The organism is Streptomyces sp. S.PNR 29 (assembly GCF_030386795.1).
Taxonomy (GTDB): Bacteria; Actinomycetota; Actinomycetes; order Streptomycetales; family Streptomycetaceae; genus Streptomyces.
Genome location: NZ_JANUQM010000002.1, coordinates 1 through 26,341 on the forward strand (window position 1 = coordinate 1; position 26,341 = coordinate 26,341).

At 72.6% G+C, this 26,341-nt stretch carries 17 protein-coding genes; 9 read left to right on the forward strand and 8 right to left on the reverse strand.

What is annotated here, in order from left to right; translation table 11 throughout:
- On the forward strand, positions 1 to 4,197 hold a 4,197-nt coding region (locus NW895_RS04695), incomplete at its 5' end, for a cation-translocating P-type ATPase (RefSeq protein WP_289933963.1).
- Positions 4,198 to 4,556: 359 nt separating this feature from the next.
- Here the strand turns inward: NW895_RS04695 and NW895_RS04700 are convergent.
- Entirely contained in the window at positions 4,557 to 6,014 is a 1,458-nt protein-coding gene (locus tag NW895_RS04700) for an MFS transporter (protein WP_289933964.1), read from the reverse strand.
- A 78-nt stretch (positions 6,015 to 6,092) separates the two neighbouring features.
- Here NW895_RS04700 and dusB point away from each other — a divergent pair, with 78 nt between their 5' ends.
- Entirely contained in the window at positions 6,093 to 7,226 is a 1,134-nt protein-coding gene (dusB, locus tag NW895_RS04705) for a tRNA dihydrouridine synthase DusB (protein ID WP_289933966.1), read from the forward strand.
- A gap of 1 nt (position 7,227) precedes the next feature.
- Here the strand turns inward: dusB and NW895_RS04710 are convergent, their stop codons facing one another.
- From NW895_RS04710 to NW895_RS04720, 3 genes are all read right to left on the reverse strand, one after another.
- On the reverse strand, positions 7,228 to 9,024 hold the full coding sequence (locus NW895_RS04710; RefSeq protein ID WP_289933967.1) for a sulfatase-like hydrolase/transferase: 1,797 nt from the start codon (positions 9,022 to 9,024) through the stop codon (positions 7,228 to 7,230).
- A gap of 144 nt (positions 9,025 to 9,168) precedes the next feature.
- Positions 9,169 to 11,106 carry a glycogen debranching N-terminal domain-containing protein gene (locus NW895_RS04715; RefSeq protein WP_289933968.1) on the reverse strand — a complete coding sequence of 646 codons (1,938 nt, stop codon included), beginning with the start codon at positions 11,104 to 11,106 and terminating at the stop codon, positions 9,169 to 9,171.
- Complete coding sequence (locus NW895_RS04720; RefSeq protein WP_289933970.1) at positions 11,103 to 12,524, reverse strand: hypothetical protein; 1,422 nt, start codon at positions 12,522 to 12,524, stop codon at positions 11,103 to 11,105. The genes NW895_RS04715 and NW895_RS04720 overlap by 4 nt, the downstream gene beginning before the upstream one ends.
- A 122-nt stretch (positions 12,525 to 12,646) precedes the next feature.
- On the opposite strand from NW895_RS04720, the gene NW895_RS04725 reads away from it, so the two are divergent.
- Together NW895_RS04725 and ppdK are read left to right on the forward strand one after the other, a co-directional pair.
- A complete protein-coding gene (locus NW895_RS04725) occupies positions 12,647 to 13,849 on the forward strand; it encodes an ROK family protein (protein WP_289933971.1) in 1,203 nt (400 codons plus the stop codon).
- A 394-nt stretch (positions 13,850 to 14,243) separates the two neighbouring features.
- Positions 14,244 to 16,991: a pyruvate, phosphate dikinase gene (gene ppdK / locus NW895_RS04730; protein WP_289933972.1), complete on the forward strand. Its 2,748-nt coding sequence runs from the start codon at positions 14,244 to 14,246 to the stop codon at positions 16,989 to 16,991.
- A gap of 149 nt (positions 16,992 to 17,140) precedes the next feature.
- Here ppdK and NW895_RS04735 read toward each other — a convergent pair whose 3' ends face one another.
- Positions 17,141 to 18,346 (reverse strand): erythromycin esterase family protein, encoded by a 1,206-nt coding sequence (locus tag NW895_RS04735; RefSeq protein WP_289933975.1) that lies wholly within the window; start codon positions 18,344 to 18,346, stop codon positions 17,141 to 17,143.
- A 69-nt stretch (positions 18,347 to 18,415) separates the two neighbouring features.
- On the opposite strand from NW895_RS04735, the gene NW895_RS04740 reads away from it, so the two are divergent.
- The 3 genes from NW895_RS04740 to NW895_RS04750 are packed head-to-tail and all read left to right on the forward strand — an operon-like array spanning position 18,416 to position 19,846.
- Positions 18,416 to 19,129: a TioE family transcriptional regulator gene (locus NW895_RS04740; RefSeq protein WP_289933976.1), complete on the forward strand. Its 714-nt coding sequence runs from the start codon at positions 18,416 to 18,418 to the stop codon at positions 19,127 to 19,129.
- A 40-nt stretch (positions 19,130 to 19,169) separates the two neighbouring features.
- Positions 19,170 to 19,463: a metalloregulator ArsR/SmtB family transcription factor gene (locus NW895_RS04745; protein WP_289933977.1), complete on the forward strand. Its 294-nt coding sequence runs from the start codon at positions 19,170 to 19,172 to the stop codon at positions 19,461 to 19,463.
- Complete coding sequence (locus NW895_RS04750) at positions 19,460 to 19,846, forward strand: VOC family protein (protein ID WP_289933978.1); 387 nt, start codon at positions 19,460 to 19,462, stop codon at positions 19,844 to 19,846. Before NW895_RS04745 ends, NW895_RS04750 begins: the two co-directional genes overlap by 4 nt.
- Before the next feature lie 27 nt (positions 19,847 to 19,873).
- Here NW895_RS04750 and NW895_RS04755 read toward each other — a convergent pair whose 3' ends face one another.
- The 3 genes from NW895_RS04755 to NW895_RS04765 form a co-directional block, all read right to left on the reverse strand.
- On the reverse strand, positions 19,874 to 21,034 hold the full coding sequence (locus NW895_RS04755) for an alkaline phosphatase PhoX (RefSeq protein WP_289933979.1): 1,161 nt from the start codon (positions 21,032 to 21,034) through the stop codon (positions 19,874 to 19,876).
- A gap of 159 nt (positions 21,035 to 21,193) precedes the next feature.
- Complete coding sequence (locus tag NW895_RS04760) at positions 21,194 to 22,675, reverse strand: HAMP domain-containing sensor histidine kinase (protein ID WP_289933980.1); 1,482 nt, start codon at positions 22,673 to 22,675, stop codon at positions 21,194 to 21,196.
- Positions 22,672 to 23,526, reverse strand: coding sequence for a response regulator transcription factor (locus tag NW895_RS04765; RefSeq protein ID WP_289933981.1), 855 nt, complete (start codon positions 23,524 to 23,526; stop codon positions 22,672 to 22,674). The genes NW895_RS04760 and NW895_RS04765 overlap by 4 nt, the downstream gene beginning before the upstream one ends.
- 217 nt (positions 23,527 to 23,743) lie before the next feature.
- Between NW895_RS04765 and NW895_RS04770 the strand changes: the two genes are divergently transcribed.
- Positions 23,744 to 24,349: a carbonic anhydrase gene (locus NW895_RS04770; RefSeq protein ID WP_289933982.1), complete on the forward strand. Its 606-nt coding sequence runs from the start codon at positions 23,744 to 23,746 to the stop codon at positions 24,347 to 24,349.
- The gene (locus NW895_RS04775; RefSeq protein WP_289933983.1) at positions 24,346 to 26,295 is read left to right on the forward strand and encodes a SulP family inorganic anion transporter; all 1,950 of its coding nucleotides are present in this window, start codon (positions 24,346 to 24,348) and stop codon (positions 26,293 to 26,295) included. Before NW895_RS04770 ends, NW895_RS04775 begins: the two co-directional genes overlap by 4 nt.
- Positions 26,296 to 26,341 lie beyond the last annotated feature (46 nt).

A 26,341-nucleotide genomic window follows, 5' to 3' on the forward strand; every position in this document is an offset into this window, starting at 1 on the left:
GCGGACTTCGCTGCGCGGGCGGCACGGGTCGCCCGGTCGGCGCTGCCCGGCCGCCCCCGTCACTGGCGGGCGGGGCCGCGGGCGCACCTCGCGCTGCGGCCGGCCGTGGCCGAGAAAGTACGGCGGGCGGGCGGGACGGAGCACGCGGCACGACGGGTGGCGGCGGCCCTGGCCGAGCACCCGGATGTGGCCCTCGCGTACTGGGACCACGGGCTGTCCCGGCTGGTGGTGACCGCGACCGAGGAAGCGCTCAGCGACCGGGTGGTCGAGCGGGCGACCGAACTCGCCGAACGGCACGGGCTGGTCCGCGAGGACGACCTGGTGGAGGAACTCGCGCACCCCGGCGACCCGGCCTCGGTGCGCACCGCCGCGACGACCCTCGCGGCCGACGTGGTGGGCATCGGGGCGGCCATGACCGCGTCCGCGCTGCGGCTGCCGCCCTCGCCGCGGCTGGTGACCGCCGTGGCGACGATGCTGCGGGAGAACCCGACCTTCCGGGCCTGGCTGCGCGCCCGGCTCGGTACCGCTCGCAGGGAGCGCGTGCTGGCCATCGCCAACGCGGCCGTCCACGGCGCGGGCCAGAGCCCGACCTCACTGGTGCTCGACGGGGCACTGCGCGCCTGCCAGCTGGCGGAGGCGGTGGCCCGGACGGCGACGTTCGAGGTGGTGCACGACGAGCTGTGCCTGCCGGACCGGGGCAGCCTGCCCGCGGACCCGTCCCAGCGCCCGCCCCTGCGCACGTCCCCGGCCCACGAGTACGCCGCCCACGCCTCCGCAGGCAGCGTGATCGGGGCGGTGGCGACCCTGCTCGTCAAGCACGAGGTCGCCGAGGCCGCGGAGGCGGTGCTCGCGGGCTCGCCCAAGGCCGCCCGGTACGGGCCCGCCGCCTTCCACGCCGTCCTCAGCGGCGCCCTGTCCCGCACGGGCGTGCTGGTCCGCGACCCGGACCGGCTGCGGCAGCTGGAGATGGCCGGCACCGTCGTGCTGCACCCCAGCGCCCTGCGCACACCGGGCGCGGGCGCCGACCCCTGGACCGAGTCCGTCCTCGACGCGGCACGGCGCGCCGGTCTGCGCGTCGTGATGGTGGAGGACCCGGCGCTCGCCGACTTCACCGGCCTCGCCGACCAGGTCGTCAGCGCGAAGCGGCCGTTGAGCGACGTGGTACGCCAACTCCGCGAGGAGGGCGGCGTCGTCACCGTCGTCCGCCCGGGGCCCGACGACGACGAGGTGCTGGCCGGGCTCCTCGGCGGCGACGTGGCGGTCGCCCTCGCCGACGGGGGCTGCCCGGTGGCCTGGGGCGCCGACGTCCTCGCCCCGCACGGCCTGGCCGACGTGTGGCGGCTGCTGCGGGCGGTGCCGGCGGCCCGCAAGGTCGGGCGCCGGTCGCAGGTCCTGGCCCGGTCCGGCGCCGCGCTGTCCGGACTGCTCGTGGCCGTCGGCGAGCGGCAGGGCGGCGCGTCGCCGCTGCCCGGGCTGCGGCACATGCCGGTCGACGTGAGCGCGGCGGCGGCCCTGCTGAGCGGGGCGCGCGCGGCCGTCGGCGTGGCGCTGGCCCGCGCACCGCACCCCCGGCCGCGGGTGGCCTGGCACGCCCTGGACCCGGCGGACGTACGGGAACGGCTGGAGTACGAGCACGCCCACGAGCCGGAGCCGAGCACCGTCGAGCAGGCGAGGGCGCGGATGCGGGCGCTGGCCGAGAAGGCCGGCGAGCTGCCCGCGCTCTCCCCGGCACGCTGGACCCTGCAACTGGCGCGGGCCGTACGCGGCGAACTGGACGATCCCCTCACGCCGGTCCTGGCCGTCGGGTCGGCCGCCGAGGCGATCCTCGGGTCCGCCGTGGACGCCCTGCTGGTCGTCGGCGCACTCGACCTCAACGCCCTGGTCGGCGGCCTGCAACGGTTGCGTGCCGAGCGGGCGCTGGCCGGACTGCTCGCGGGGCAGAAGCAGAAGGCCCGGGTCGCCGACGAGGCCGGGCCGGACGCGTCGGCCGAGGCACACGTCGTGGACGCCGCCAAACTGGACACCGGCGACATCATCGAGCTCAAGGCGGACGACGTCGTGCCCGCCGACGCCCGCCTGCTGTGGGAGGACGGCCTGGAGGTCGACGAGTCCGCGCTGACCGGCGAGTCCCTGCCGGTGGACAAGTGCACGGACCCCACGCCGTCCGCCCCCGTCGCCGAACGGCACTGCATGGTCTTCGAGGGCACGACCGTCGTCGCCGGGCGCGCCCAGGCCGTCGTCGTCGACACCGGCGAGCACACCGAGGCCGCCCGGGCCGTCTCCCTCGCCGCGCGCACCCCGCCGGCCGCCGGCGTCCAGGCCCGGCTGCAGGAGCTCACCCGCAAGGCACTGCCGTTGACGCTCGCGGGCGGCGCCGCCGTGACCGGCCTGTCCCTGCTGCGCGGCGCGCCGATCCGGCAGGCGGTGAGCGGCGGCGTGGCGGTGGCGGTGGCCGCCGTCCCCGAGGGACTGCCGCTGGTGGCGACGGTGGCGCAGCTGGCGGCCGCCCGCCGGCTCGGCCGGGGCGGCGTCCTCGTCCGCACCCCGCGCACGCTGGAGGCGCTGGGCCGCATGGACACCATCTGCTTCGACAAGACCGGCACCCTCACCGAGAACCAGCTGCGCCTGGTGCGGGTGGCCGGCGTGGACGGCACGGTCCGCAGGGCCGGCGAACCCGACGCCGCCGGTGTGGTGCGGGCCGCCGCGCGCGCGTGCCCCCGGCTCAACGGTGACGGTGCCCGTCCGACCCACGCCACCGACGAGGCGATCCTGGACGCCGCCGGGGCCGACCCGGAGTGGACGCAGGACGAGGGGCTGCCGTTCGAGACCTCCCGTGGCTACGCCGCCGCCGTCGGCCGCGCCGGGGACGGCTCACCCGTCCTCGTGGTCAAGGGCGCCCCGGAGACCGTGCTGCCCGCCTGCGCCGACCTGCCGTCCCACGCCTCCGAGACGGCGCACGCGCTGGCCCGCGACGGGCTGCGCATCATCGCGGTCGCCACGCGCCCGCTGGGCGACGGTGAGGAGGCGTCCGACGTCCTCGCGAGCCCCCTGGAGCGGCTGCGGTTCACCGGGCTGCTCGCGCTGGCCGACGTCTCGCGTGAGACGTCCCCGGCCCTGGTCAGCGGGCTGCGCGAGGCGGGCGTACGACCCGTGGTGCTGACCGGCGACCACCCGCAGACCGCCCGTGCCATCGCCGCCGAGCTGGGCTGGCCCGAGGACGCGACCGTGGTGACCGGTGACGAACTGGCCGCCGCGGACCGGTCGGCACGGTCCCGGATGCTGCGCGACGCCGACATCGTGGCCCGGGTCGCGCCCGAGCAGAAGCTCCAGGTCGTCGAGTCCCTGCGGGACGCCGGGCGGGTGGTCGGCATGGTGGGTGACGGGGCCAACGACGCCGCCGCCATCCGCGCCGCCGACATCGGCGTCGGCATCAGCGCCCGTGGTTCGGCCGCCGCCCGGAACGCCGCGGATCTGGTCGTCACCGGTGACGACCTGCTCGTCCTCATCGAGGCGGTCCGGGAGGGCCGGGCTCTGTGGCACAGCGTCGCCGACGCCATCGCCATCCTGATCGGCGGCAACGCGGGCGAGGTCGGCTTCGGCATCGTCGGCACCGTCCTGTCGGGTGCGGCGCCGCTGTCCACCCGTCAGATGCTGCTGGTCAACCTGTTCACCGACCTGTTCCCGGCGATGGCGGTGGCGGTGACGCCGAAGGAGGCCGAGGAGACGGCGGACGGCGAGGGGGCGGTGAGCGACGGTACGGAGGAGCCGCTGGGTACGGCGGTGCTCGGCGAGCCGCTGATCCGCCAGATCAGGCACCGGGCGCTGACGACCTGCCTCGGTGCGACGGCGGCCTGGCTGTTCGGCCGTTTCACGCCGGGCACGGCGCGTCGTTCGACGACGATGGCGCTGTGCGCGGTGGTCGGCACGCAGCTCGCCCAGACGCTGGCCGACCGCCGCGAGAGCCCCCTGGTCCGGCTCACGGTCCTGGGCTCCGCCGCCGCCCTCGTCGCGCTGGTGGAGACCCCGGGGGCCAGCCATGCCTTCGGCTGCACGCCTCTCGGCCCGTTCGCCTGGGTCGGTGTGGCGGCGGCGATCGCCCTCGCGCTGGCGGGGCAGCGGGCGCTGCCGCACGTGGAGGAGGCCGTGATGAAGCGCTGGCCGCAGCTTCGGGAGGCTGTGCCGGCGCTGGGGCGTTGACTGACGCTCGCGCGGTGCGTGGGAGTGCGGATGCGGCGTTGACTGACGCTCGCGCGGTGCGTGGGAGTGCGGATGCCTGCGGCGGCCTGTGCGGGTTCGGTGGGGGGTGCGCGTTGCGCCTACGGGCGGGTGGTGGGTCGGGGCCGCGCCGGGGGGTGTCCGTCCTCGGTCCGGCGGGGCTGTCGGCTGGAGGGTGGGCGGTGATGGACGCCGGCCGCTGCGGGCGGACACCCCCCGGCACGGCCCCTTCGCGCCGTGGGCGGGTGCGGGTGCGTTCGGCCGCGGGCAGTCGTGCCGCCTCGGCGGCCCGGGTGGGCGCTGGGGGTACCCCGTCGCGCCGGGCTGCGCGACCCCCGGGACTACAGCGCCGGGGTGGTGGAAGCCGGCGTGCCGCTGTTCCGCTCCGCCCCCTCCAGCCGCGCAGCCGTCCGCTCCGCCGTGCCTCGGGCCCACCGCCCGTTCGTCAGGGCGCCCAGGAGCAGCACCGCGAGCCCGCACCCGGCGAGGATCCACCAGCCGGGGCGGGCGGCGGAGACGAAGGCGGACCGGTACGGCGACGCGCCGACGCCCGCCGCCAGCACCGCGCCGATCACCGCGACGCCGAGGGTCTGGCCGAGCTGGCGGCTGGTGGAGGCGACGGCGGCGGCGACCCCGGCCTGGGTGCGGGGCATGCCGGAGACGGCGGTGTTGGTGATGGGCGCGTTGACGAAGCCGAAGCCGATGCCGAACAGGACGTAGCCGAGGAAGAGCGCGATGTTCGACGTCTCGGCCTCGAAGGCGGCGAAGAGGATGCCGCTCGCCGTCATGGCCGAACCGGCGATCAGGAGCGGAAGGCGCGGGCCCCGGCTGCCGACCAGACGGCCGGACAGCGGGGCGCACAGGAAGGTCGGCACCGCCATGGGCAGCATCCACAGGCCCGCGTGGAGGGCGTCCAGGCCGCGCACGTTCTGCAGGTACAGCGTGGACAGGAAGAGGAAACCGCCGAGTGCCGCGAACGCGCTGATCGCGATCACGGTGGCCCCGCTGAACGGAGCCGAGCGGAAGAAGCGCAGGTCGATGAGGGGTTCCGTACGGCGCGGCTCGTACCACGTCAGGCCGAGCAGCGCGGCCAGCGCGACCCCGGCGAAGGGCAGGACGGCGGTGAGGCCCGAGTTCGGCGCCTCGATGATCGCGTATGTCAGCGCGCCGAACAGCGCTATCACCAGGACCTGTCCGACCGGGTCGGGGCGGCGGGCCTGCGGGGCGCGGGACTCGGGGACGTGGCGCAGGGTCAGCAGGAGGGCGGTGAGGCCCACCGGAAGGTTGACCCAGAAGATCGAGCGCCAGCCGACGGACTCCACCAGCAGGCCGCCCATCAGCGGGCCCGCGGCCATGGAGATGCCCACCACCGCGCCCCACACGCCGATCGCCCGCGCGCGCTCGCGCGGGTCGGTGAAGGTGTTGGTGATGATCGACATGGCGACCGGGTTGAGCATCGAGCCGCCCACCGCCTGCACCATGCGGAAGGCGATCAGCGCGTCCAGGTTCGGGGCCAGGGAGCACAGGGCCGAGCCGGTCGTGAAGACGACCAGGCCCGCCATGAAGACCCGCTTGCGGCCGATCCGGTCGGCTGTGGAGCCCGCGAGCATCAGCAGCGAGGCCAGGACGAGCGTGTAGGCGTCGATCGTCCACTGCAGGCCCGACGTCGACGCGTCGAGCCCGCGTTGCATGGCGGGCAGGGCGACGTTCAGGGCCGTGACGTCGAGGCTCACGATCAGCAGGCTCATACAGCAGATCGCGAGCACGAGCAGGCGTCGACGGGGGCTGAGCTCGGGCATGCGGCCCAGGGTACGCCGATTTCGATAGTGCGTCTAACTAATGAATTTTACGAACTCATTGCGCGGCACAATGGAGGAATGTCCACGCCCCTGCAGATCGGTCCGCACACCGTCCAGCCGCCCGTCGTCCTGGCCCCCATGGCCGGGATCACCAACGCGCCCTTCCGCACCCTCTGTAGGGAGTTCAGCGGGGGCAAGGGCCTGTTCGTGAGCGAGATGATCACCACCCGGGCGCTGGTCGAGCGCAACGAGAAGACCATGCAGCTCATCCACTTCGACGCGACCGAGCGGCCCCGGTCCATCCAGTTGTACGGCGTCGACCCCGCGACCGTCGGCAAGGCCGTCCGCATGATCGCGGAGGAGGACCTCGCCGACCACATCGACCTGAACTTCGGCTGCCCGGTGCCGAAGGTCACACGGAAGGGCGGCGGCTCCGCGCTGCCGTACAAGCGGAACCTGCTGCGGGCGATCCTGCGCGAGGCCGTGAGCGGCGCCGGGGACCTGCCGGTGACGATGAAGATGCGCAAGGGCATCGACGACGACCACATCACGTATCTGGACGCCGGGCGCATCGCCGTCGAGGAGGGCGTCACCGCCATCGCCCTGCACGGCCGCACCGCCGCCCAGCACTACGGCGGCACCGCCGACTGGGACGCCATCGCCCGGCTGAAGGAGCACGTCCCGGAGATCCCGGTGCTCGGCAACGGTGACATCTGGTCGGCCGGGGACGCGGTGCGGATGGTGCGGGAGACCGGCTGCGACGGTGTGGTGGTCGGGCGCGGGTGCCTGGGGCGGCCGTGGCTCTTCTCGGACCTGGTGGCCGCCTTCGAGGGGCGCCATGACGACTACCGGAAGCCGACCCTGCGCGAAGTCGCCGACGTCATGGTGCGGCACGCCACGCTGCTCGGTGAGTGGATCGGGGACGAGGCCCGCGGAGTGATCGACTTTCGTAAGCATGTCGCCTGGTATCTCAAGGGCTTCGCCGTCGGCTCCGAGATGCGCAAGCGGCTCGCGATCACCTCCTCGCTGGAGGAGCTCCGCTCGGGGCTGGACGAACTGGACCTCGACCAGCCGTGGCCGTCCGGCGCCGACGGGCCCCGCGGCCGTACGTCCGGCAACAACCGGGTGGTGCTGCCGGACGGCTGGCTGAAGGACCCGTACGACTGCGCGGGGATCGGCGAGGACGCGGAGCTGGACACCTCCGGAGGGTGAATCAGCCCTTCGAGGGGTGCGGGGTGGAGCCGTAGGCCGTCAGGAAGCGGTCGCGGAAGGAGCTCATCTTCCACACCGGGGCGTCCTTGGCGGGCTTGAGGCCGTCCGTCCAGTTCCAGCCGGCGATCCTGTCCAGGACCTTCGGGTCCTTCGCGACGATCGACACCGGCACGTCCCGGCTGGCGTGGTTGCCGCTGACCCGGGCGATGGGCTGGTGGTCGCCCAGGAAGACGAGAACGGTGTCCTTGGTGCCGTAGCGCTCCAGCCACTGGGTGAGACTGGTGACGGAGTACTGGATCGACTTGCCGTACTCCTCGCGGGACCTGGTCGTGTCGGCGATGATGTCCGCGGGCTTGTTGCCGGCCTTCTGGATCGGTCCGAAGACCGATCCGTCGCCCAGCTGGTCCCAGCCGACCGTCTTCGGGATCGGCGCCCAGGGCTGGTGGCTGGAGGTCAGGATGACCATCGACATCAGCGGCTTGTCGCGCTTCCTGCCGTGCACCTGGCGCTCGAAGGCCTCCAGCGCGTACTGGTCCGGCATCGTCGACCAGCTGAACTTCGGTCCCTTGTAGCCGAGGTGGAAGGCGTCGTAGACCTTGTCGAGGCCGTACCACTTCTCCTCCGGCCAGCCCTTCTGCACACCCGGCATGACGCCGACCGTGTCCCAGGCACCGGTCTTCTGGAACGCCTTGGTGAGGGTGAGGTGGTCGCCGGCGGTGACGGTGCGGTAGCGGCGCTGGTTGTCGATCCACAGGCCGGACATGGTGGTGGAGTGGCCGAGCCAGCTGCTGCCGCCGTACGTCGCCGAGGTCAGCCAGCCGCTCTTGGCGTGGAAGCCCGCCTTCGCGAGGGCCTTCGTGCGGGTGTCGAGCGTCCGGCCGACGCCGGGAGCCATGATCGGGTCCTCGATGGCGCTGCGGCCGTAGCTCTCGATGAAGGTGAAGATCATGTCCTTGCCGCGCAGGGCGGGCAGTAGCTGGTCGCCCGGTGTGTTGCCGAAGGTGTCCGCCTTGGCCTCCTTCTCGAACGCCGCCTCGTCCCGGTAGGAGTCCAGGGTCCGCTTGGCGTGCATCTTCAGGGCCCCGGCGGCCCGGTCGGAGGCGATCGGCATACCGGCGAACTGGAGGCCGAGGGCGGTGCAGCTGATCCAGACGGTGCCGGCGACCAGCGTGCCCCGGGTCGCCCGGGACCGGTGCCGGACCAGGAGGTCGCTCAGCCGGATCGTCGCCAGGACCATGACGGCCATCAGGAGCAGGACGAGGACGACCGCGCCGACGGCGGCAGCGGTCGCGACGGTCCCGCCCATGGTGTCCGCCACGTACGACTGGGCGTCGTCGAGCAGTCCCCAGTCGAGCGCGGCGTTGAAACCCCGGCCGAGGTACTCGTTGAAGCCCATGTCCAGCAGGTTGACCAGGGTCAGCAGCGCGAGGCCGACCCCGTACAGCACCGCCGCCACCAGCCGCGGCCGGCGCGGCAGGCCGAGCATCACGACGGCGCCGATGATCGCCTCGGCCGGGATGCGCGTGAACCGGTTCGGCTGCAGGGCGTAGACGGCGTTCGGCAGGAGGAGCGCGCCGAGGACGAGGGCGGCGGCCAGGGCGGTGGCCGTCCAGCTGAGCGCGCGGGCGGCGAACGGGTGGCGGGTGCGCCAGGTGCGCCAGTGGGTGAGGCGGGCCTTGAGGGAAGGACGGGTGGACGCCCCTTCGGTTTCCGGGCTGTCGTCCCCGGTGGCGGCCGCCCCGTCGGTCGTCGTGTCGGTCGAGTCGGGCAGCTGACGTGAGCGCGTGAAGACAGGCACCCGAAGGTCCTTCCGTACGAAACCCGTTGGACGGCGGACTCGACGTGGGGGAATCGAGCCCGCCGCAGTTCCGTACGGCCGGTCCTCCAGGTGCGTTCAGCCCGCCGGACCAGCGCTCGGCAAACACCCGGCAAACGACAGGGCCTAAGCGCCCCCGACCGCCGTGAGCAGTGCCAGCGGAGCCGCCGCCGACCTGGACTCCCGTACGCACGCGTGCGGGTAGGGCACCGGCTCCGGGTGGTTGTCGCGGCCGTAGCCCGCGAGGACCTCGGGCAGGCGGTGGCCGGTCGCCGTCGCCGCGTCGACCAGGCCGTGCGCGACCGAGCGGGCCTCGTCGTGCAGCCCGTAGCGGGCCAGGCCCAGCGTGATCAGCGCGTTGTCGTGCGGCCACACCGAACCGCGGTGGTACGACAGGGGGTGGTACGCGGGCTGCCCGGCCGCCAGCGTGCGTACGCCCCAGCCGGAGAAGAAGTCGGGCTCCAGCAGGCGCCGGCCGACCAGCTCGCCGTACTCCTTGTCCAGCAGCCCCGACCACAGCAGGTGCCCGGCGTCGGAGGCCAGCGCGTCCACCTGCCGGCCGTGGCCGTCCAGGGCGAGCGCCGGAAAGGAGCGGTCCTCCATCCAGAAGTCGCGCTGGAAGCGGTCGCGGAGGTCGCCGGCCGCCTGCTCCAGCAGAGCCGCGTAGGTCTCGTCCGCCCACACCGTGCGCGCCACCCACGCCGTGCGGCGCAGCGCGTCGTACGCGTACCCCTGGGCGCCCGCCGCCATCACCGGGCCGCCCGGGCGGGTGCCGTCGGCCGAACAGATGGCGCCGGGGGAGTCCTTCCAGTTCTGGTTGGCGAGGCCGCCCTGGTCGGCGCGGTAGACCAGGTAGCCGCGCGAGGTGAGCCCGCCGTGGTCCAGCATCCAGCCGACGGCCGCGCGGGCGTGGGGCTCCAGGCGGCGGGCCAGGGCCGTGTCGCCGGTCTGCTCGACGTACGCGCCGAGGAGGACGAGGAACAGCGGGGTGGCGTCGACCGAGCCGTAGTACCGGCCGTACGGCACCTGCCCGAAGTGGGCCAGCTCGCCGTGCCGCACCTCGTGCACGATCTTGCCGGGCTGGGCGACCGCCCCCGAGCCGGTGCCCGTCGCCTGGGTCGCGGCGAGCGCGGGCAGCGTGGCGGCGGCGAGCCGGGGGCGGTAGGGGAGGGCGAACAACGACGTCAGCAGCGCGTCACGGCCCAGCAGGGTCAGGAACCAGGGGGCGCCGCCCGCCGGGACGCGCAGCTCCTCACCGTCCGGTCCGGTGGCCCGGACCTGCAGCGCGGCCAGGTCGGCGAGGCCCCGGGCGCAGGCCGCGGCGAGCTCCGGCCAGCCGGTCGGGAAGGCGATGCCCTCCACCAACCGGCCTTCCTCGGCGAGGAGTTGCTCGTTCACGGAGGCCGGGGAGCGCGGCACCCGCAGCGCCCGCCTGTCGCCGTGCGGCCGTGCCATCACGCGCAGGACCAGCTCGGCCGAGCCGTGCGGTGCGAGCTCCAGGGCCCATACGAGGCGGCGGGCGCCGGTGCCGGTCTCCTCCACGGCGTCCGGTTTGGGCTCGGCCGTCACGGTCGTACAGGAGCGCCACTCGCCACGCCGGTAGGTGAACTCCACGCCGTCGTCCATGACCTGGCGGGCGCGGGTGGCGCCGGGCTTGGGGTAGGTGCGGTGGTCGGAGCGCAGCTCGAACTGGTCGGTGAAGTCGGCGTCGACGGTGAGGGCGAGGCGGACCGTCGTCGGCACCGGGCGGTTGCTGGTCACCCGCAGCGACTCGACGAACGAGCCGTCGCCGACGGCCTGTTCACGGAAGAGCGTGTACGCGGGCGGCTCCTGGCGTCCGCCGCGCGGTACGAGCACGCAGCGGGCGGTGTCCCCGTCGGCGACCGGGGTCAGGGCCTCCGGTACGGCACCGTCGACGGTGAGCTGCCACCGGCTGAGGTGCCGGGCGTCGCGTACGAACAGCCCGTCCGGGGAACTGCCCGCCCGCACACCGCTGATGTCCCCGTGGTCGCCCACGACGGCGAACGTCCCACCGTGCACGAGCAGATGATGCCGGTCCGTCATTCCCGGTCCCCTCCCTTGGCCGCCGTGATCGCGTTGACGCCGTTCTTGTCCCGTGCGGGCCGGTCGTGCAGCAGGTCGAGCGTGAGCGCGGCGGTCCAGCTGAAGCCGGTCGCGCCGCAGGCCTCGCGGGTGTACGGGTCGACGTACTCCGCGAAGTCGGAGGTGCCTGCGGTGTCCAGGACCGCCCTGCGCAGGGCGTCCGCCCGGCCGTGCTCGCCGTGCAGCCTCAGGCCGCGCTCCAGCAGCCAGCCGGTGTTGAACCAGGCCGGGCCCCGCCAGTACCGGTGCGGGTCGAACGCCTCGCCGAGGAGGTCGTAGCTCGGTACGAGGCGGGTCGTGCCGCCGAGCCCGAAGTGCGGCCCGCACAGCGTGCGGACCAGGGTGGCGGCGAGGTCGCGGGGGAGCGTGGGCAGCATCAGGGGGACGATCCCGGAGACGCCGCGTTCGCCGATCAGCTCCCCGCCCCGGACGTCCCGGCAGAAGAACATCCCCTCCGCCGGATCCCACAGCCGCTCGACGAGGGCCGCCGTCAGCCGCTGCGCGCGGGCGTGCCGGGCCGTGCCCGCGGCGCCCAGCTCGTGCGCGATCCGGGCCAGCGCGTGCTCGGAGGCGATGAGCAGGGCGTTGAACGCCGGGTCCTCCACGACGAAGTCGCCGGGCCCGTCGGCATACCCTCCGTCCCGGTAGTCCGCCGCCAGCCGCACGTACCGCCCGTAGTCCAGGTCGGTCGGCCGGTCCTCGGCGGCGCCGTGGTCGAGGTCGGCGCGGCGGAAGGAGCGGGCCGGGGCGGGCGCGACGCGGGAGAGCGGGGCGTCCCAGCAGGGGCTGTTGTCCATACCCTGTTCCCAGGGGTGCACCACGGACACCAGCCCGCCGCCGCCCAGGTCCCGCCGGTGCAGCAGATACCGGTGCCAGGCGGCCAGCCGGGGATGCATCCGGGCGAGGAAGCCGCGCGCCCGGGACAGACCCGGGTCCGCGCAGTGCACCAGCCACGCGGCCAGCGCGTGCACCGGTGGCTGCACGATCCCGGAGGTCTGTACGGTGCGCGGGGCGCCCGCAGCGCGCCCCGCGGTCGAGGAGCGCCAGAAGTCGGGGCTCGGGAAGTAAGCGTCGGGGGGCACGGAGGGGTTGAAGACGATGTGCGGAATGCGCCCGTCGGCCCACTGGGCGTCCAGCAGCGTCTCCAGCTCCGTCTGCGCCCTCAGCGGCGACAGGTGTCTGACGCCGATCGCGATGAACGCCGAGTCCCAGGACCACTGGTGCGGATACAGGCTGCGCGAGGGGACCGTGGAGGTGCCGGTCCAGTTGTCCTCCAGTACCCGGGCGGCCCTGGCGTGCAGGGAGGACACCGGGGCGGAGGGATCGGATGCCACGGTGCGTTCCGCGGGACGGGCGGTGAGTTGGACAGAGCGATCCACTCGGGGCTCCCCGAAAAGACGTCCAGCCGGACCGGTTCGGTCCTGAGCATCGTTGAGTTACGTCTATTTAACACGCAGAACCTAATGTGTAACGCAGGGTTGGGAAACGCAAGGGGGTGCACATGTCCGGACGTGGTCAGGCCAGCGCCGGCGATCTGCTCGAACTGGTCCGCAGTGGCCGCGCCACTACCCGCGGCGCGCTCCAGCAGGCCACCGGACTGTCCCGCGCCACCGTCGGACAGCGCCTCGACCGGCTCTTCCGCGCGGGCTGGCTGCGCGAGGGGGCGGGCGGCCCCGTGGACTCCCCGCTGGGTGGACGCCCCTCCATCACCCTGGAGTTCGACGACGCTCACGCCGTCGTCCTCGCCGCCGACCTCGACACCCGGCACGCGCGTGCGGCCGTGCTGTCGCTGACCGGCGAGATCCTGGCCGAGCACTCCGGCACGCTGGTCGTCGAGGACGGCCCCGACGCGGTCCTGGGCGAGCTGGGCCGCTGGTTCGCCGAGCTGCTGGAGAAGGCCGGCCACCGGGCGGAGGAGGTCTGCGGCATCGGCCTCGCGGTGCCCGGCCCTGTCGACAGCGAGACCGGCCGGGTGGTGCAGCCACCGATCATGCCGGGCTGGGACGGCTACGACATACGCGGCCGGCTGGCCCGGGCCTTCACCGAGCACACGGGCGCGCAGGCCGTGCCGGTCCTGGTGGACAACGACGCGAACCTCATGGCGTACGGCGAACAGCGCACCTCGTACGCCGACTGCTCGGCGTTCGTGCTGGTCAAGGTGTCCACCGGCATCGGCGCCGGGGTGGTGGTGAACGGCTCCGTCTACCGGGGGACCGACGGGGGAGCGGGGGACATCGGGCACATCCGGGTGCCGGAGGGGGCCGAGGCGCTGTGCCGGTGCGGTTCGTACGGCTGTCTGGCCGCACTCGCGAGCGGTGGTGCCGTGGCGCGGCGGCTGGCCGAGACCGGGGTGCCGGCGGCCTCCGGCTCGGACGTACGGGACCTGCTGGCGGCCGGGCATCCCGAGGCGGCGGCGCTGGCCCGGGAGGCCGGTCGCCGGGTCGGGGACGTGCTGGCGACGGTGGTGACGCTGCTGAACCCCGGGGTGCTGATGATCGCCGGGGACCTGGCCGGGACGCCGTTCCTCACGGGCGTACGGGAACTGCTGTACCAGCGGGCGCTGCCGCGCTCCACCGCCCACCTGGACGTCGTCACCTCGCGGCTCGGTGAACGGGCTGGTTTGGTGGGGGCCGGGGCGCTGGTCGTGGAGCACCTGTACGCGCCGGAGCGGGTCGAGGAGCGGCTGCGGGCGCTCGGTGTGTGACGGCGTCCGGCGGCGTCCGCATGGTGAAATCCCGCGGTCTGTGGCAGCGTGATTCTCGCCACCCTTGATAAGGGTTGCGCTCAGATGAGCGGATCTTGAGCGACTGCACTTCTCCAAAGGGTGGCACTGAGTGCCACCCTGTGATCGTTCATCGAGCGAAATCAGACGTAGCGAAAGACGCTCAGATGAGCGGCTGGAGAGGGCTGCAGGGGTTGATTCGTTCAAGAAGTGAAAACATCCACGGTCAGTTGCTTGCCCAGCCTTGACTTTCGATCCGCTGGCGGACGAGTGGTTACAGGCGTATGACGCGCAAGTAGACGTACCCAGACGCCTTTGATCTGGGTATGTTCCTCGCCGTCAGGGCAGCCACCGCGTCCTCGAGGAGTCGAGACCCGTGTCGGAAAACAAAGATCCCCAGGTAGCTGAGCACGGCAAGAGCGTTGAGGGCGTGAAGTTCGTTTACGACTTCACCGAGGGCAACAAGGACCTCAAGGACCTCCTGGGTGGCAAGGGCGCGAACCTCGCCGAGATGACGAACCTGGGCCTCCCGGTCCCGCCCGGCTTCACCATCACCACCGAGGCCTGCAAGGTCTACCTGGAGAGCGGCGAAGAGCCCGCGGCACTCCGTGACGAGGTGAGCGCGCACCTCGCCGCCCTCGAAGAGAAGATGGGCAAGAAGCTCGGCCAGCCCGACAACCCGCTGCTCGTCTCGGTCCGCTCCGGGGCCAAGTTCTCCATGCCCGGCATGATGGACACCGTCCTGAACATCGGCCTCTCCGACAAGTCCGTGCAGGGCCTGGCCGCGCAGGCCGGCGACGAGCGCTTCGCCTGGGACTCCTACCGCCGCCTCATCCAGATGTTCGGCAAGACCGTCCTCGGCGTCGACGGCGAGCTCTTCGAGGACGCGCTGGAGAAGGCCAAGGAGGCCAAGAAGGTCACGGTCGACACCGAGCTGGAGGCCGCCGACCTGAAGAAGCTGGTCACCAAGTTCAAGAAGATCGTCAAGGCCGAGGCGGGGCGGGACTTCCCGCAGGACCCGCGCGAGCAGATGGACCTCGCCATCAAGGCGGTCTTCGACTCCTGGAACGGCGACCGCGCCAAGCTGTACCGCCGCCAGGAGCGCATCCCGCACGACCTCGGCACCGCGGTCAACGTCTGCTCCATGGTCTTCGGCAACCTGGGCCCCGACTCCGGCACCGGTGTCGCCTTCACCCGTGACCCCGCCTCGGGCCACCAGGGCGTGTACGGCGACTACCTGCAGAACGCCCAGGGCGAGGACGTCGTGGCGGGCATCCGCAACACCGTCCCGCTCGCGGACCTGGAGCGGATCGACAAGAAGTCGTACGACCAGCTGATGCAGATCATGGAGACCCTGGAGAACCACTACAAGGATCTCTGCGACATCGAGTTCACCATCGAGCGCGGCCAGCTGTGGATGCTCCAGACGCGCGTCGGCAAGCGCACCGCGGGCGCGGCCTTCCGGATCGCGACCCAGCTGGTGGACCAGGGCCTCATCGACGAGGCGGAGGCGCTCCAGCGGGTCACCGGCGCCCAGCTCGCCCAGCTGATGTTCCCCCGCTTCGACGAGTCGGCGAAGGTGGAGCAGGTCGGCCGGGGCATCGCCGCCTCACCGGGCGCGGCGGTCGGCAAGGCGGTCTTCGACTCGTACACGGCGGTGAAGTGGTCCCGCTCCGGCGAGAAGGTCATCCTGATCCGCCGCGAGACGAACCCCGACGACCTGGACGGCATGATCGCGGCCGAGGGCATCCTGACCTCGCGCGGCGGCAAGACCTCGCACGCGGCCGTGGTGGCCCGCGGCATGGGCAAGACCTGTGTGTGCGGTGCGGAGGAGCTGGAGGTCGACACCAAGCGCCGCCGGATGACGGTGCCCGGCGGCCACGTCGTCGAGGAGGGCGACGTGGTCTCCATCGACGGCTCGACCGGCAAGGTCTACCTGGGTGAGGTCCCGGTCGTCCCGTCTCCGGTCGTGGAGTACTTCGAGGGCCGGATGCACGCCGGCGCCGAGGACGCGGACGAGCTGGTCGAGGCGGTCCACCGCATCATGGCGTTCGCGGACCGCAAGCGCCGGCTGCGGGTGCGGGCCAACGCGGACAACGCCGAGGACGCGCTGCGGGCCCGCCGCTTCGGCGCGCAGGGCATCGGCCTGTGCCGTACCGAGCACATGTTCCTCGGTGACCGGCGCGAGCTGGTGGAGCGCCTGATCCTGGCCGACACGGAGGCGGAGCGCGAGGAGTCGCTGAAGGAGCTGCTTCCGCTGCAGAAGCAGGACTTCGTGCAGCTCTTCGAATCGATGGACGGCCTCCCGGTCACCATCCGCCTGCTGGACCCGCCGCTGCACGAGTTCCTGCCCGACATCACCGAACTGTCGGTCCGCGTGGCGCTGGCGGAGTCCCGCCAGGAGCCCCACGAGAACGAACTGCGCCTGCTCCAGGCGGTCCACCGCCTGCACGAGCAGAACCCGATGCTGGGCCTGCGCGGCGTCCGCCTGGGCCTGGTCATCCCCGGCCTGTTCACCATGCAGGTACGGGCGATCGCCGAGGCCGCGGCCGAGCGGAAGGCGGCCAAGGGCGACCCGCGCGCCGAGATCATGATCCCGCTCGTCGGCACGGTCCAGGAACTGGAGATCGTGCGCGAGGAGGCCGACCACGTGATCGCCGAGGTCGAGGCGGCGACGGGGACGAAGCTGAAGCTGTCCGTCGGCACCATGATCGAGCTGCCGCGTGCCGCGCTGACCGCCGGTCAGATCGCCGAGGCGGCGGAGTTCTTCTCCTTCGGCACCAACGACCTGACCCAGACGGTGTGGGGCTTCTCCCGTGACGACGTGGAGGCGAGCTTCTTCACGGCCTACCTGGAGAAGGGCATCTTCGGCGTCAGCCCGTTCGAGACCATCGACAAGGACGGCGTCGGCTCCCTCGTGAAGATCGCCGCCGAGGCCGGCCGCGCCACCCGCCCCGACCTGAAGCTCGGCGTCTGCGGCGAGCACGGCGGCGACCCCGAGTCCGTCCACTTCTTCCACCAGGTGGGCCTGGACTACGTCTCCTGCTCACCGTTCCGCATCCCGGTGGCCCGGCTGGAGGCGGGCCGGGCGGCCGTGCAGGCGAAGGGCAGCGACCACCGGTAGGGCGACCACCGGCGGGGATCTCCGGAGCTGTTGTCGGACACCCCGACCCTCACCGATGCGATGACGGTTCCGGTGTGCAGGACGGGGCGGCACCCTGTGCGGGGGTGCCGCCCCCCTTTGTGCTGTCCGCACACCTGCGGTGGGTGGCACTAGCTCTGCGGGACGTCCTTGACGAACACGATGCCGTCGCTGTCCGCCAGGTGGGCCGGGTCGAGCGGGGCGTAGCCGAACCAGGGGGACTCGCGGGGCGCGGGGCGCGTGTCGCCGAGGACGGTGGCCAGCCCCGGGGCGTCGATGACGCAGCGGTCCTCCGGGAGCGCGTACAGGAGCCCCTCGACGGTGTCCGGCGGCGGCGTGTCCACCCCCTGGTGCCGGATCGTGCCGAGGGCGGTGGCCACGAAGGCGTACTCCTCGCCGAGCCGGGCGCTCACCAGCGCACCGGCGCTCCACCACTCCACCGGCCCCTGCCACATCCGCATCGTGCTCTTCCGCCGCTGGAGATGGGAGTTGTGGGCGTGGACGAGTGCCGGGCCGCGTTCGGCGAGGGCGAGGAGGTTGTGGGCCATCATCACGTCCCGCAGCGCGCACAGCCGCGTCATGCGGGCCGGTGAGGTGTCGGCCATCCAGTGGTGGTAGCGCAGCAGGCCGGTCGCGGTGCGCCCGTACAGGCGCGCCCGGTCCCAGTCCTCCCGCGAGGCCGCCGTGATCAGGTGCGGCGTCTGTGCGTCGAGCAGCGCCACCAGATCGTCGGCGAGCAGCCGCAGCCGGCCGGCCTCGGCGGACTGCCCCACGGACTGGGCCGGGTCCATCATCGCGGCGGGATCGGTCCACCGGTCGTCGGTGCCGATCAGGCGGTCGAGTGTCTCCGCGGTGCAGGGGAGCAGGTCAGCGTCCACCCGGGCCGCGAGGTAACCGTGGAGAGCGGTGAGGGCCTGCCGGGGGCTCGCCGCGGCGGTGATCTCCAGCGGGCCGTCGAAACCGGCGAAGCGGAGCTGCTCGGACGCGGGCCGGCCCTCGTTGTAGGCGCGCATCCAGCGCACCAGCTCGCGGTTGACCGCAAGGGCGCCCCAGCCGTGGCTGATGCCGCGCTCCATGACCTCGTCCAGCGTGCCCGTGCCCGAGGTGACGTAGTCGTCCACGACCAGGCCCATCAGGCAGTCGCTCTCGATCGCGATCGTCCGGTAGCCCTCCTCCTGCTCGACGAGCTGCCGGAACAGCTCGTTGCGCAGGTCGAGCAGAGTGTCCTCGCCGTGGGTGGGCTCGCCCAGGGCGAGCAGCCGGGGCCGGGCCGGGAGCAGCCGCATGACTGCGGCAGCCTCGACGGCATGGGCGGTGTCCTTGATGTCAGTCGCCATGCCTTCAACGCTATCGTTGAACCTTCGGTGGAAACCTGGCCGCGACAACGCCCCGGATATCGTCGGCCCATGGGGAGAAACCTTCAAAGCGGTGAACGACTCAGGCCGATCGATCTGGCGCGCGGGCACGGTCTGTCCACGCAGGCGGTCAGGAACTACGAGGAGGCCGGCATCCTTCCGGCAGCCGGTCGCACACCCCACGGCTACCGCACCTACACCTCGCTGCACGCGGGGGCCCTGCGCGCGTTCCTCGCCCTGGTGCCCGGCCACGGCCACCGGACGGCGACGTCGATCATGCGGGCCGTGAACCAGGGCGCGGTCGACGAGGCGTTCCGCCTCATCGACGAGAGTCATGCACAGCTGCTCGACGACCGGCGGACCCTCCGGGCCGTGGAGAGCGCCCTGCGCGACCTGGAGCCCACCACGGTGTCCGAGCCCGGCGGCACGTTCATCGGGCCACTGGCCCGCAAGCTCGGAATCCGGCCCGCGACGCTGCGCAAATGGGAGCGCGCCGGGCTGGTGCGCCCGCGCCGCGACCCGCGGACCGGGTACCGCGTCTACGACGAGGCCGACGTACGGGACGCCCGGCTGGCCCACCAGCTCCGGCGGGGCGGCTACCTGCTGGAGCAGATCGCCCCGCTGATCGCCCAGGTGCGGTCGGCCGGCGGGCTGGAGCCGCTGGAGGCGGCGCTGCACGACTGGCACGGCCGGCTGTCCGCCCGCGGGCGGGCGATGCTGACCGGGGCCGCGGAGCTGGAGGCGTACCTCCGCGAGCGCGGATGAGTGCTTGATAGGCAAGCCGTTACTTGCCTATGCTGGGGTGGTGCCGGACGACGTCTTCAAGGCCCTGGCCGACCCCACCCGCAGAAAGATCCTCGACGAGCTGACCGAGCGGAACGGGCAGACCCTGTTCGAGATCTGCGCGCGGCTCACGACCAAGCACGGTCTGGGATCGTCCCGTCAGGCGATCAGCCAGCACCTTGCCGTGCTGGAATCCGCGGGTCTGATCCGGACCCGGCGCCAGGGCCGCTACAAGTTCCACGACCTCACCACCGAACCCCTTGAGCGCATCGTGACCCGATGGCTCAAGCCCGATGCACCGGAGAGCACCCCATGAAGATCCACCTCACCAACGTCTTCGTCGACGACCAGGACAAAGCCCTGCGCTTCTACACCGACGTGCTGGGCTTCGTGAAGAAGCACGATGTCCCGCTGGGTGCGGACCGGTGGCTGACCGTGGTCTCGCCGGAGGATCCCGACGGGACCGAACTGCTGCTCGAACCCTCCGGTCATCCCGCGGTGCAGCCGTACAAGACGGCACTGGTCCAGGACGGCATCCCGGCGGCCTCCTTCGCCGTGGACGACGTACGGGCGGAGTTCGACCGGCTGCGCGAGCTCGGCGTGACCTTCACCCAGGAGCCGCTGGAGATGGGCACGATCACCACCGCGGTCCTGGACGACACCTGCGGCAACCTGATCCAGCTCGTGCACAGCGAGTGAGGCGCCGGAGGGCTGCTCCGTCGGGGGCTAAGAGCGGAACGGCCCCTTCACCTCATAGGTGATCCCGCCCGACGAACTCCCGGTCGTCCCCCGCTGGCTGGAGAAGTACAGCCGCGTGCCGTCCGGGGAGAAGGCGGGCCCTGTGATCTCCGACCCCGACTGGCCGTCGATCCGCAGGAACGGGGCGATGACGTCGTCCGGGGTGATCAGGCAGATCTCCATGTTGCCGCCGTCCTCCGCGACGAACAGGTCGCCGGAGGAGGAGCCGGTGATGTTGTCGACGCCGGTGAGAGGCGCGGTGCCCGAGGTGACCAGGGAGTCGTCGTACGCCAGCTCGTAGGTGTTGGTGGTCAGATTGAGCTGCCAGACGCGGTTGTCGCCCTTGGTCGTGAACCAGACCGTGTCATCGGCGTAGTGGCAGCCCTCGCCGCCGTTGAAGGACTTGGAGCCCGAGACCTGGGTGCGGGTGGTCGTCGGGGAGCCGTCCGGGTCGGGGACGTCCGCCCAGCTGAAGGAGCCCGAAGTGCCGCTGCCGGCGACCATGACCTGGAGCCTGCCGGAGGACAGGTCGCCCCACGTCGTCGGCACGAAGCGGTAGAAGCGGCCGTCCGTCTCGTCCTCGGTCAGGTAGACGACCTTGCGCACCGGGTCGGCGGCCGCGGCCTCGTGCTTGAAGCGGCCCATCGCGTCGCGGCGGACCGCCGCCTTCGTGCCCCACGGGTCCGTCTCGTAGACGTAGCCGAGGGAGACCTCCTCGCAGGACAGCCAGGTGTTCCAGGGGGTCTTGCCACCCGCGCAGTTCTGGCGGGTGTTGGAGAGGATGCGGTACGCGCCGGTGATCGCGCCGGTCGCGGAGAACTTCACCGCGCTCGCACCGCCGGACGGGTTGATCTCCGAGTTGGAGACATAGATCCAGCCCGTGCCGTCCGCGTAACAGGCGCCGCCGTCAGGGGCGTTGTGCCAGGTGTACGACGTTCCGGAGACCCTCTGGCCGGAACGGGCGATCACGCGGCTGGTGAAACCGCTGGGGAGCCGGATGCCGTTGGCGTCGGGGGCGCCGAGCGCCCCGTACGGGCCCGTGCCCGGCTGGGCCGGGGCGGCGTACGCGGCGCCGCGCCACAGGGTTCCGCCGAGGACGGCGGAGGAGCCGCCGATGACGGCCGCACGCAGGAGGGTACGACGTTCCACTTCTGCTCCAGGGGTGCTGGACCGCCCCGCCGCCGGTTGGCGGCGGGGTTGCGGGGGGTGCGGTCAGGGACCCTAGGGGCGCGGGGTTATCCCCCTCGGTGACGCGGGGTGGACGGGGCATGGACAGATCGTTACGGTCAAGGGCCGGTCAACGGCAGGTCAAGCGGGCAGCGCCGGTGCCTCGCGGCGGCGTGCGCCCGGTCTGCCGAAGGGGTGGCTCGGCGCCGGCGGATCCGCGCAGGGCAGGTGCACCACCGCGTCCAGGCCGCCGTCCGGCGCGGCCCGCAACTCGGCCTCGCCGCCGCTCGCGTGGGCCAGCCGCTGCACCAGGGCGAGACCGAGCCCCGTACCGCCTTTCGGCGCGTCGGGGGCGCGCCAGAAGCGGTCGAAGGCGCGGCGGCGCTGCTCGTCGGTCATGCCGGGACCCTCGTCCATGACGTGCAGCTCGACCCGCGTGGGGCCGGCCGGGCGGGGATGGAAGCGGCGCTCGGGGACCGCCGGGCGGCGTACGTCGATGGAGACGGCGGAGCCGGGCGGGGAGACCCGCAGGGCGTTGGAGAGCAGGTTGTCCAGGATCTGCTCCACGGCCCCGGGCACCACGAGGACCTGACCGCCGAAGTCGCCGAGCAGGACCAGCCGGACGCCGTGCTGCTCGTAGAGGGAGATCCAGGCGCGGTGCCGTTCGCCGCACACGCGTACCAGCTCGACCGGTTCCCGCGTCACCGCGCCCTCGTCGAGCCGGGCCATCGCCAGCAGTCCCTCGACCATCTTGGCCAGCCGGTCGGTCTCGGTCATCGCGGCGGTGAGCGTGGGCCGGGCGTCCAGCGCGATGTCCGGCTCCAGGTTCTCCAGGCGCAGGCGCAGCGCGGCCAGCGGGGTCTTGAGCTGGTGGGAGGCTTCTCCCGCGAAGGCGCGCTGGGAGGCCAGGAGGTGGGCGAGGCGGGCCGCGGTGCGGTTGAACGCGGCGGCCAGGCTGCGGACCTCCGGCGGGCCCTGGGTGATCTCCACCGGGGTGGCCCGGCCGTCGTCGGCCAGCTCGTGCGTGGCGCGCTCCAGTTCCCGGATCGGGCGGCCGGCCCAGCGGGCGATGCCGAAGCCGACGACGGCGGTGGCCGTGAGGACGGCGAGCCCGCCGAGGCCGAGCAGCAGCCACACGTGGTGGACGCGGCCCTCGACCACCCGCGTGGGCAGCGTCAGCCAGACCGCGCCCTGCAGCGTGTCGTGCTTCACCGGCGCGGCCACCGACAGGTACTGCACCCCGCCGATGGTGGAGGTCCGTACGTCCACCGTCGACGTGCCGCCCAGCGCGGCCGCGATCCCGGGCCGGTCGACCAGTTCCCGGGACGCCCGCGTGGACAGCGGGTGCGAGCTGGCGAGCAGCGTGCCCGTCGTGTCGACGATGACCACCTTGCCGCCGATGCGCTCGGCGCAGTGGGCCGCCCGCGTCGGCAGGTCCTGCGCGGCCCGGCCCGCGGAGATGGACAGCGAGGCGTACGCGGACACCGACTCCGCCTCGTCCTTCGCCGCGTTGACGATCCGTTCCCGCTCGCCCCGCGAGTAGACGAAGCCCAGCGGGATCTCCAGGCAGAGCAGCACCAGCGCGGCCAGGCTCAGATAGCTGAGCAGCAGCCGCCGGGTCACGGGTGGGCCACCTGCGGCTCGCCCGGCCGTGAGTGCACCGCCAGCCGGAAGCCCACCCCGCGCAGCGTCTGGATCCACGCCGGGTGGCCCAGCTTGCGCCGCAGCGCCGCGACATGGACGTCGAGGGTCTTGGTGGGGCCCTCGTAGTGCGGATCCCACACCCGGTCCAGGATCTGCTGCCGCGAGTACACCGCCCCGGGGTCCTCGGTGAGCAGCGCCAGCAGCTCGAACTCCTTCGGCGTGAGGTTCACGGCCTCGTCGCCGACCCAGACCTGCCGTGTGCGCCGGTCCACGACGAGCGGCCCGGGCTCGTAGGAGGGGTCCTGCGGGGCGTCGTAGGAGAACGGGTCCTCGGGCTCGTACGCGGGCGGGGCGTTGTACGACGGCGAAGAACCGTACGACTGCGAAGAACCGCCGTACGCGGCCACGGACGGGGGCGTCGGCTCGTACGCCGGTGCCGGTGCCGTGAACGCCGGCTCCGGGGCCGCCGTCGTGCGCTGCGTCCGCCGGGTCACCGCCCGCACCCGGGCCACGAGCTCCCGCATGCTGAACGGTTTCGCCAGATAGTCGTCGGCGCCCAGCTCCAGCCCCAGCACCCGGTCGGTCTCCTCGCCGCGCGCGCTGAGGATGATGACGGGCACGTCGGAGGTCTGACGGATGCCGCGGCAGACGTCGATCCCGTCCATGTCCGGCAACCCCAGGTCGAGCAGGACGACATCGCCGTACGGGCCTCTCAGGCCGTCGGCTCCGGTGGCCACGTGGGTCACCGCCAGTCCGAAGTTGCTCAGACCCTGGGTGAGCGGTTCGGCGATCGTCTCGTCGTCCTCGATGAGCAGCACTCGTATGCCCATACGTCCTGTCTCTCCATGAAACCGGCAGGAATCCGGGCAGCACTAATTCAATTTCCGTACCACCCGGTCGACACCGTACAAGACTCAGGTGTCCCGGGGAATGTCGCACAAAAAATGTGCTGCGCCTGTCCGTGCTCTGGTGTTCGCTTAACCTTTCTTTGTGCATCACCCCTCTACGGTGGCAGCACCTGGACGAACCCCCAGCTCAGGAGGTGTCGTGAAGACGCTGCTCAACCGTGCCCGCTCACTCAGGAACCGCATTGATTTCGAGAGCGGTGAATACCGGAAACTGGCCGAGGGGCAGTATCCCGAGGCGCTCTTCATTACCTGCTCGGACTCGCGGGTCGTTCCCGCCCTGATCACGGGCGCGGGGCCCGGAGAAATATTCGAGCTACGGAACGCGGGCAATATCGTTCCGCCGCACGGAAAACCGGGGGCCTCCGGTGAGGCCGCCACCATCGAGTACGCACTGGAGGTGCTCGGCGTTCAGGACGTCGTGGTGTGCGGCCACTCACACTGCGGCGCGATGGGCGCGATCATGTCGGGCGACGACCTGTCCGCGCTGCCCGGTGTGGGCGCCTGGCTGGAGCTGGCCCGCCCGCGGCTCGCCCCGGTGCTCGGCGGACCGCCCCAGGACCCGACCCTGCGGGACGTGGTCCAGCTCAATGTCGTCAACCAGCTGGCCGCACTGCGGGGTTACCCCGTCGTGCGGAAGCGGCTGGAGGCGGGCCGGCTGCGGCTGCACGGCTGGTACTACGAGGTCGACACCGGCCGGGTCCACGAGCTGGACGAGGACGAGCGGTTCCGGGTGCACGCCGCATGAGCGGGATGCACGCACGCGGCCGGGTGCCCGCGCACGGCCGTACCGCCGGGAGGGAGTACGGCGGAACGGCCGGGGGACCACCGGAGTCCCGGGAGTCCCGGGCGGCTCAGGGGATCATGGGGCTGGCGGGAGCCAAGCTCCCCAAGGGCGACCTCGGCACCGACATCACCGCCTCCCTCGTCGTCTTCCTCGTCGCCCTGCCGCTGTGCATCGGCGTCGCGGTCGCCTCAGGCGTCCCGGCGGAGCTGGGGATCATCTCCGGTGTGATCGGCGGGCTCGTGGTGGGCGTGGCCCGGGGCAGCACGCTCCAGGTCAGCGGACCCGCCGCCGGGCTCGCCGCGCTGGTGGCGGAGACGGTGCTGGAGCACGGGGTGGCCATGCTCGGCGTGATCGTGCTGTTCGCCGGCATCCTGCAGATCGTGCTCGGCCTGATCAAGCTCGGCCGGTGGTTCCAGGCGATCTCCCTCGCCGTCGTCCAGGGCATGCTCGCCGGCATCGGCCTGCCGCTGATGTTCAGCCAGGCCTACCCGATGGCCGACGCGAAGGCACCGGGCGTGCCCGTCGAGAACATGCTCGGCATCCCCGGACTGCTCGCCGACACCTTCGCGAACCCGCAGGCCCTGATCGCCGCCGGGCTGGGCATCGTCACCATCGCGCTCAGCTTCCTGTGGAAGTCGCTGCCGCTGCCGGAGCCGGTGAAGAAGATCCCGGCCGCGCTGGTCGCCGTCGGCATCGGCATCGCGGTCGCCGCGCTGCCGGGCGTGGACGTGAAGACCCTCCAGGTCGGCAATCTGCTCGCCTCCGTGGACGTGCCGGGCGCCGAGCAGTTCGCGGGCCTGGCGGACCCGGCGATCATCACCGCCATCCTCACCTTCACGGTGATCGCCTCCGCGGAGAGCCTGTTCACCGCCGCCGCCGTGGACCGTATGCACAGCGGCCCGCGCACCCGCTACAACACCGAACTCATCGCCCAGGGCGCCGGCAACACGGTCGCCGGCATCCTCGGCGCACTGCCCATCACGGCGGTCGTGGCGCGCAGCTCGGCGAACGTCCAGGCCGGCGCCAAGACCCGGCTCTCCCGCGCCCTGCACGGCCTGTGGCTGCTCGCCTTCGCGCTGCTGCTGCCGCAGGTGCTCGCGCTGATCCCGATCTCGGTGCTCGCGGGCGTCCTCATCCACAGCGGCTGGAAGCTCTTCTCGCCCGGCGAGTTCCCCAAGATGTGGCGTCAGGACCGCGGCGAGTTCGCCGTCATGACCCTCACCACGCTGGTCATCGTGGCGACCGCGCTGCTGGAGGGCGTGCTCTTCGGGCTGGCCGCCGGGATCGTCCTGGCCGCCGTACGGATGTCGCAGACCGTCATCAGGCAGCACCTGGAGGAGGACACCGCCAAGGTCGTCATGGCCGGCAACGCCACGTTCCTGCGGCTGCCGCAGGTCATCGAGGCGCTGGAGGCCGCCGCCGCGTCCGGCAAGCCCCGCATCCGCCTGGACCTGACCGGCGTGACCCACCTGGACCACGCCTGCCGCAACCAGGTCGAGGAGTTCACCGCGCAGCAGCGGGAACGCGGGCTGCGGGTGGAGCTGCTGATGCCGGGCCCGGCGAAGGGCGCGCAGGACACGCGGACGGAGACCTCCGGCAAGGGGGGCGAAACGGCCTCCGGACGGACCGTACCGCTGCCCAGGCGCCGCCCGGCACCGGCCGAGGACACCGGTCCCCTCCGGCAGGACGGCGCCGACTGGAGCGCCCCGGCCTTCTCGGGGCCCGACGCCGACTGGGGCGCGTCTGCCCCCTCGGCTCACGGCTCCGACCGACAAGCACCCGCCTCCTCGGCGACCGGCCCCCACTGGGACACGCCGGCCCCTTCGGCGCCCGGCCCCGACGCCGAGTGGTTCTACCTGGACACGCGCCCCCTTCCGGAGGAGTACGCCCGCTCCTACCTTTCGTAGCCTGGAGGCCGCAGGCACACCCGAACGCGACAGCTGAGGAGTTCGC

Bases quoted from the DNA above. Each gene is read 5' to 3' on its own strand.
- NW895_RS04700 (WP_289933964.1), bottom strand. From the start codon at position 6,014: ATGCCCGAGCTCAGCCCCCGTCGACGCCTGCTCGTGCTCGCGATCTGC.
- dusB (WP_289933966.1), top strand. From the start codon at position 6,093: ATGTCCACGCCCCTGCAGATCGGTCCGCACACCGTCCAGCCGCCCGTC.
- NW895_RS04715 (WP_289933968.1), bottom strand. From the start codon at position 11,106: ATGACGGACCGGCATCATCTGCTCGTGCACGGTGGGACGTTCGCCGTC.
- NW895_RS04725 (WP_289933971.1), top strand. From the start codon at position 12,647: ATGTCCGGACGTGGTCAGGCCAGCGCCGGCGATCTGCTCGAACTGGTC.
- NW895_RS04735 (WP_289933975.1), bottom strand. From the start codon at position 18,346: ATGGCGACTGACATCAAGGACACCGCCCATGCCGTCGAGGCTGCCGCA.
- NW895_RS04740 (WP_289933976.1), top strand. From the start codon at position 18,416: ATGGGGAGAAACCTTCAAAGCGGTGAACGACTCAGGCCGATCGATCTG.
- NW895_RS04750 (WP_289933978.1), top strand. From the start codon at position 19,460: ATGAAGATCCACCTCACCAACGTCTTCGTCGACGACCAGGACAAAGCC.
- NW895_RS04765 (WP_289933981.1), bottom strand. From the start codon at position 23,526: ATGGGCATACGAGTGCTGCTCATCGAGGACGACGAGACGATCGCCGAA.
- NW895_RS04775 (WP_289933983.1), top strand. From the start codon at position 24,346: ATGAGCGGGATGCACGCACGCGGCCGGGTGCCCGCGCACGGCCGTACC.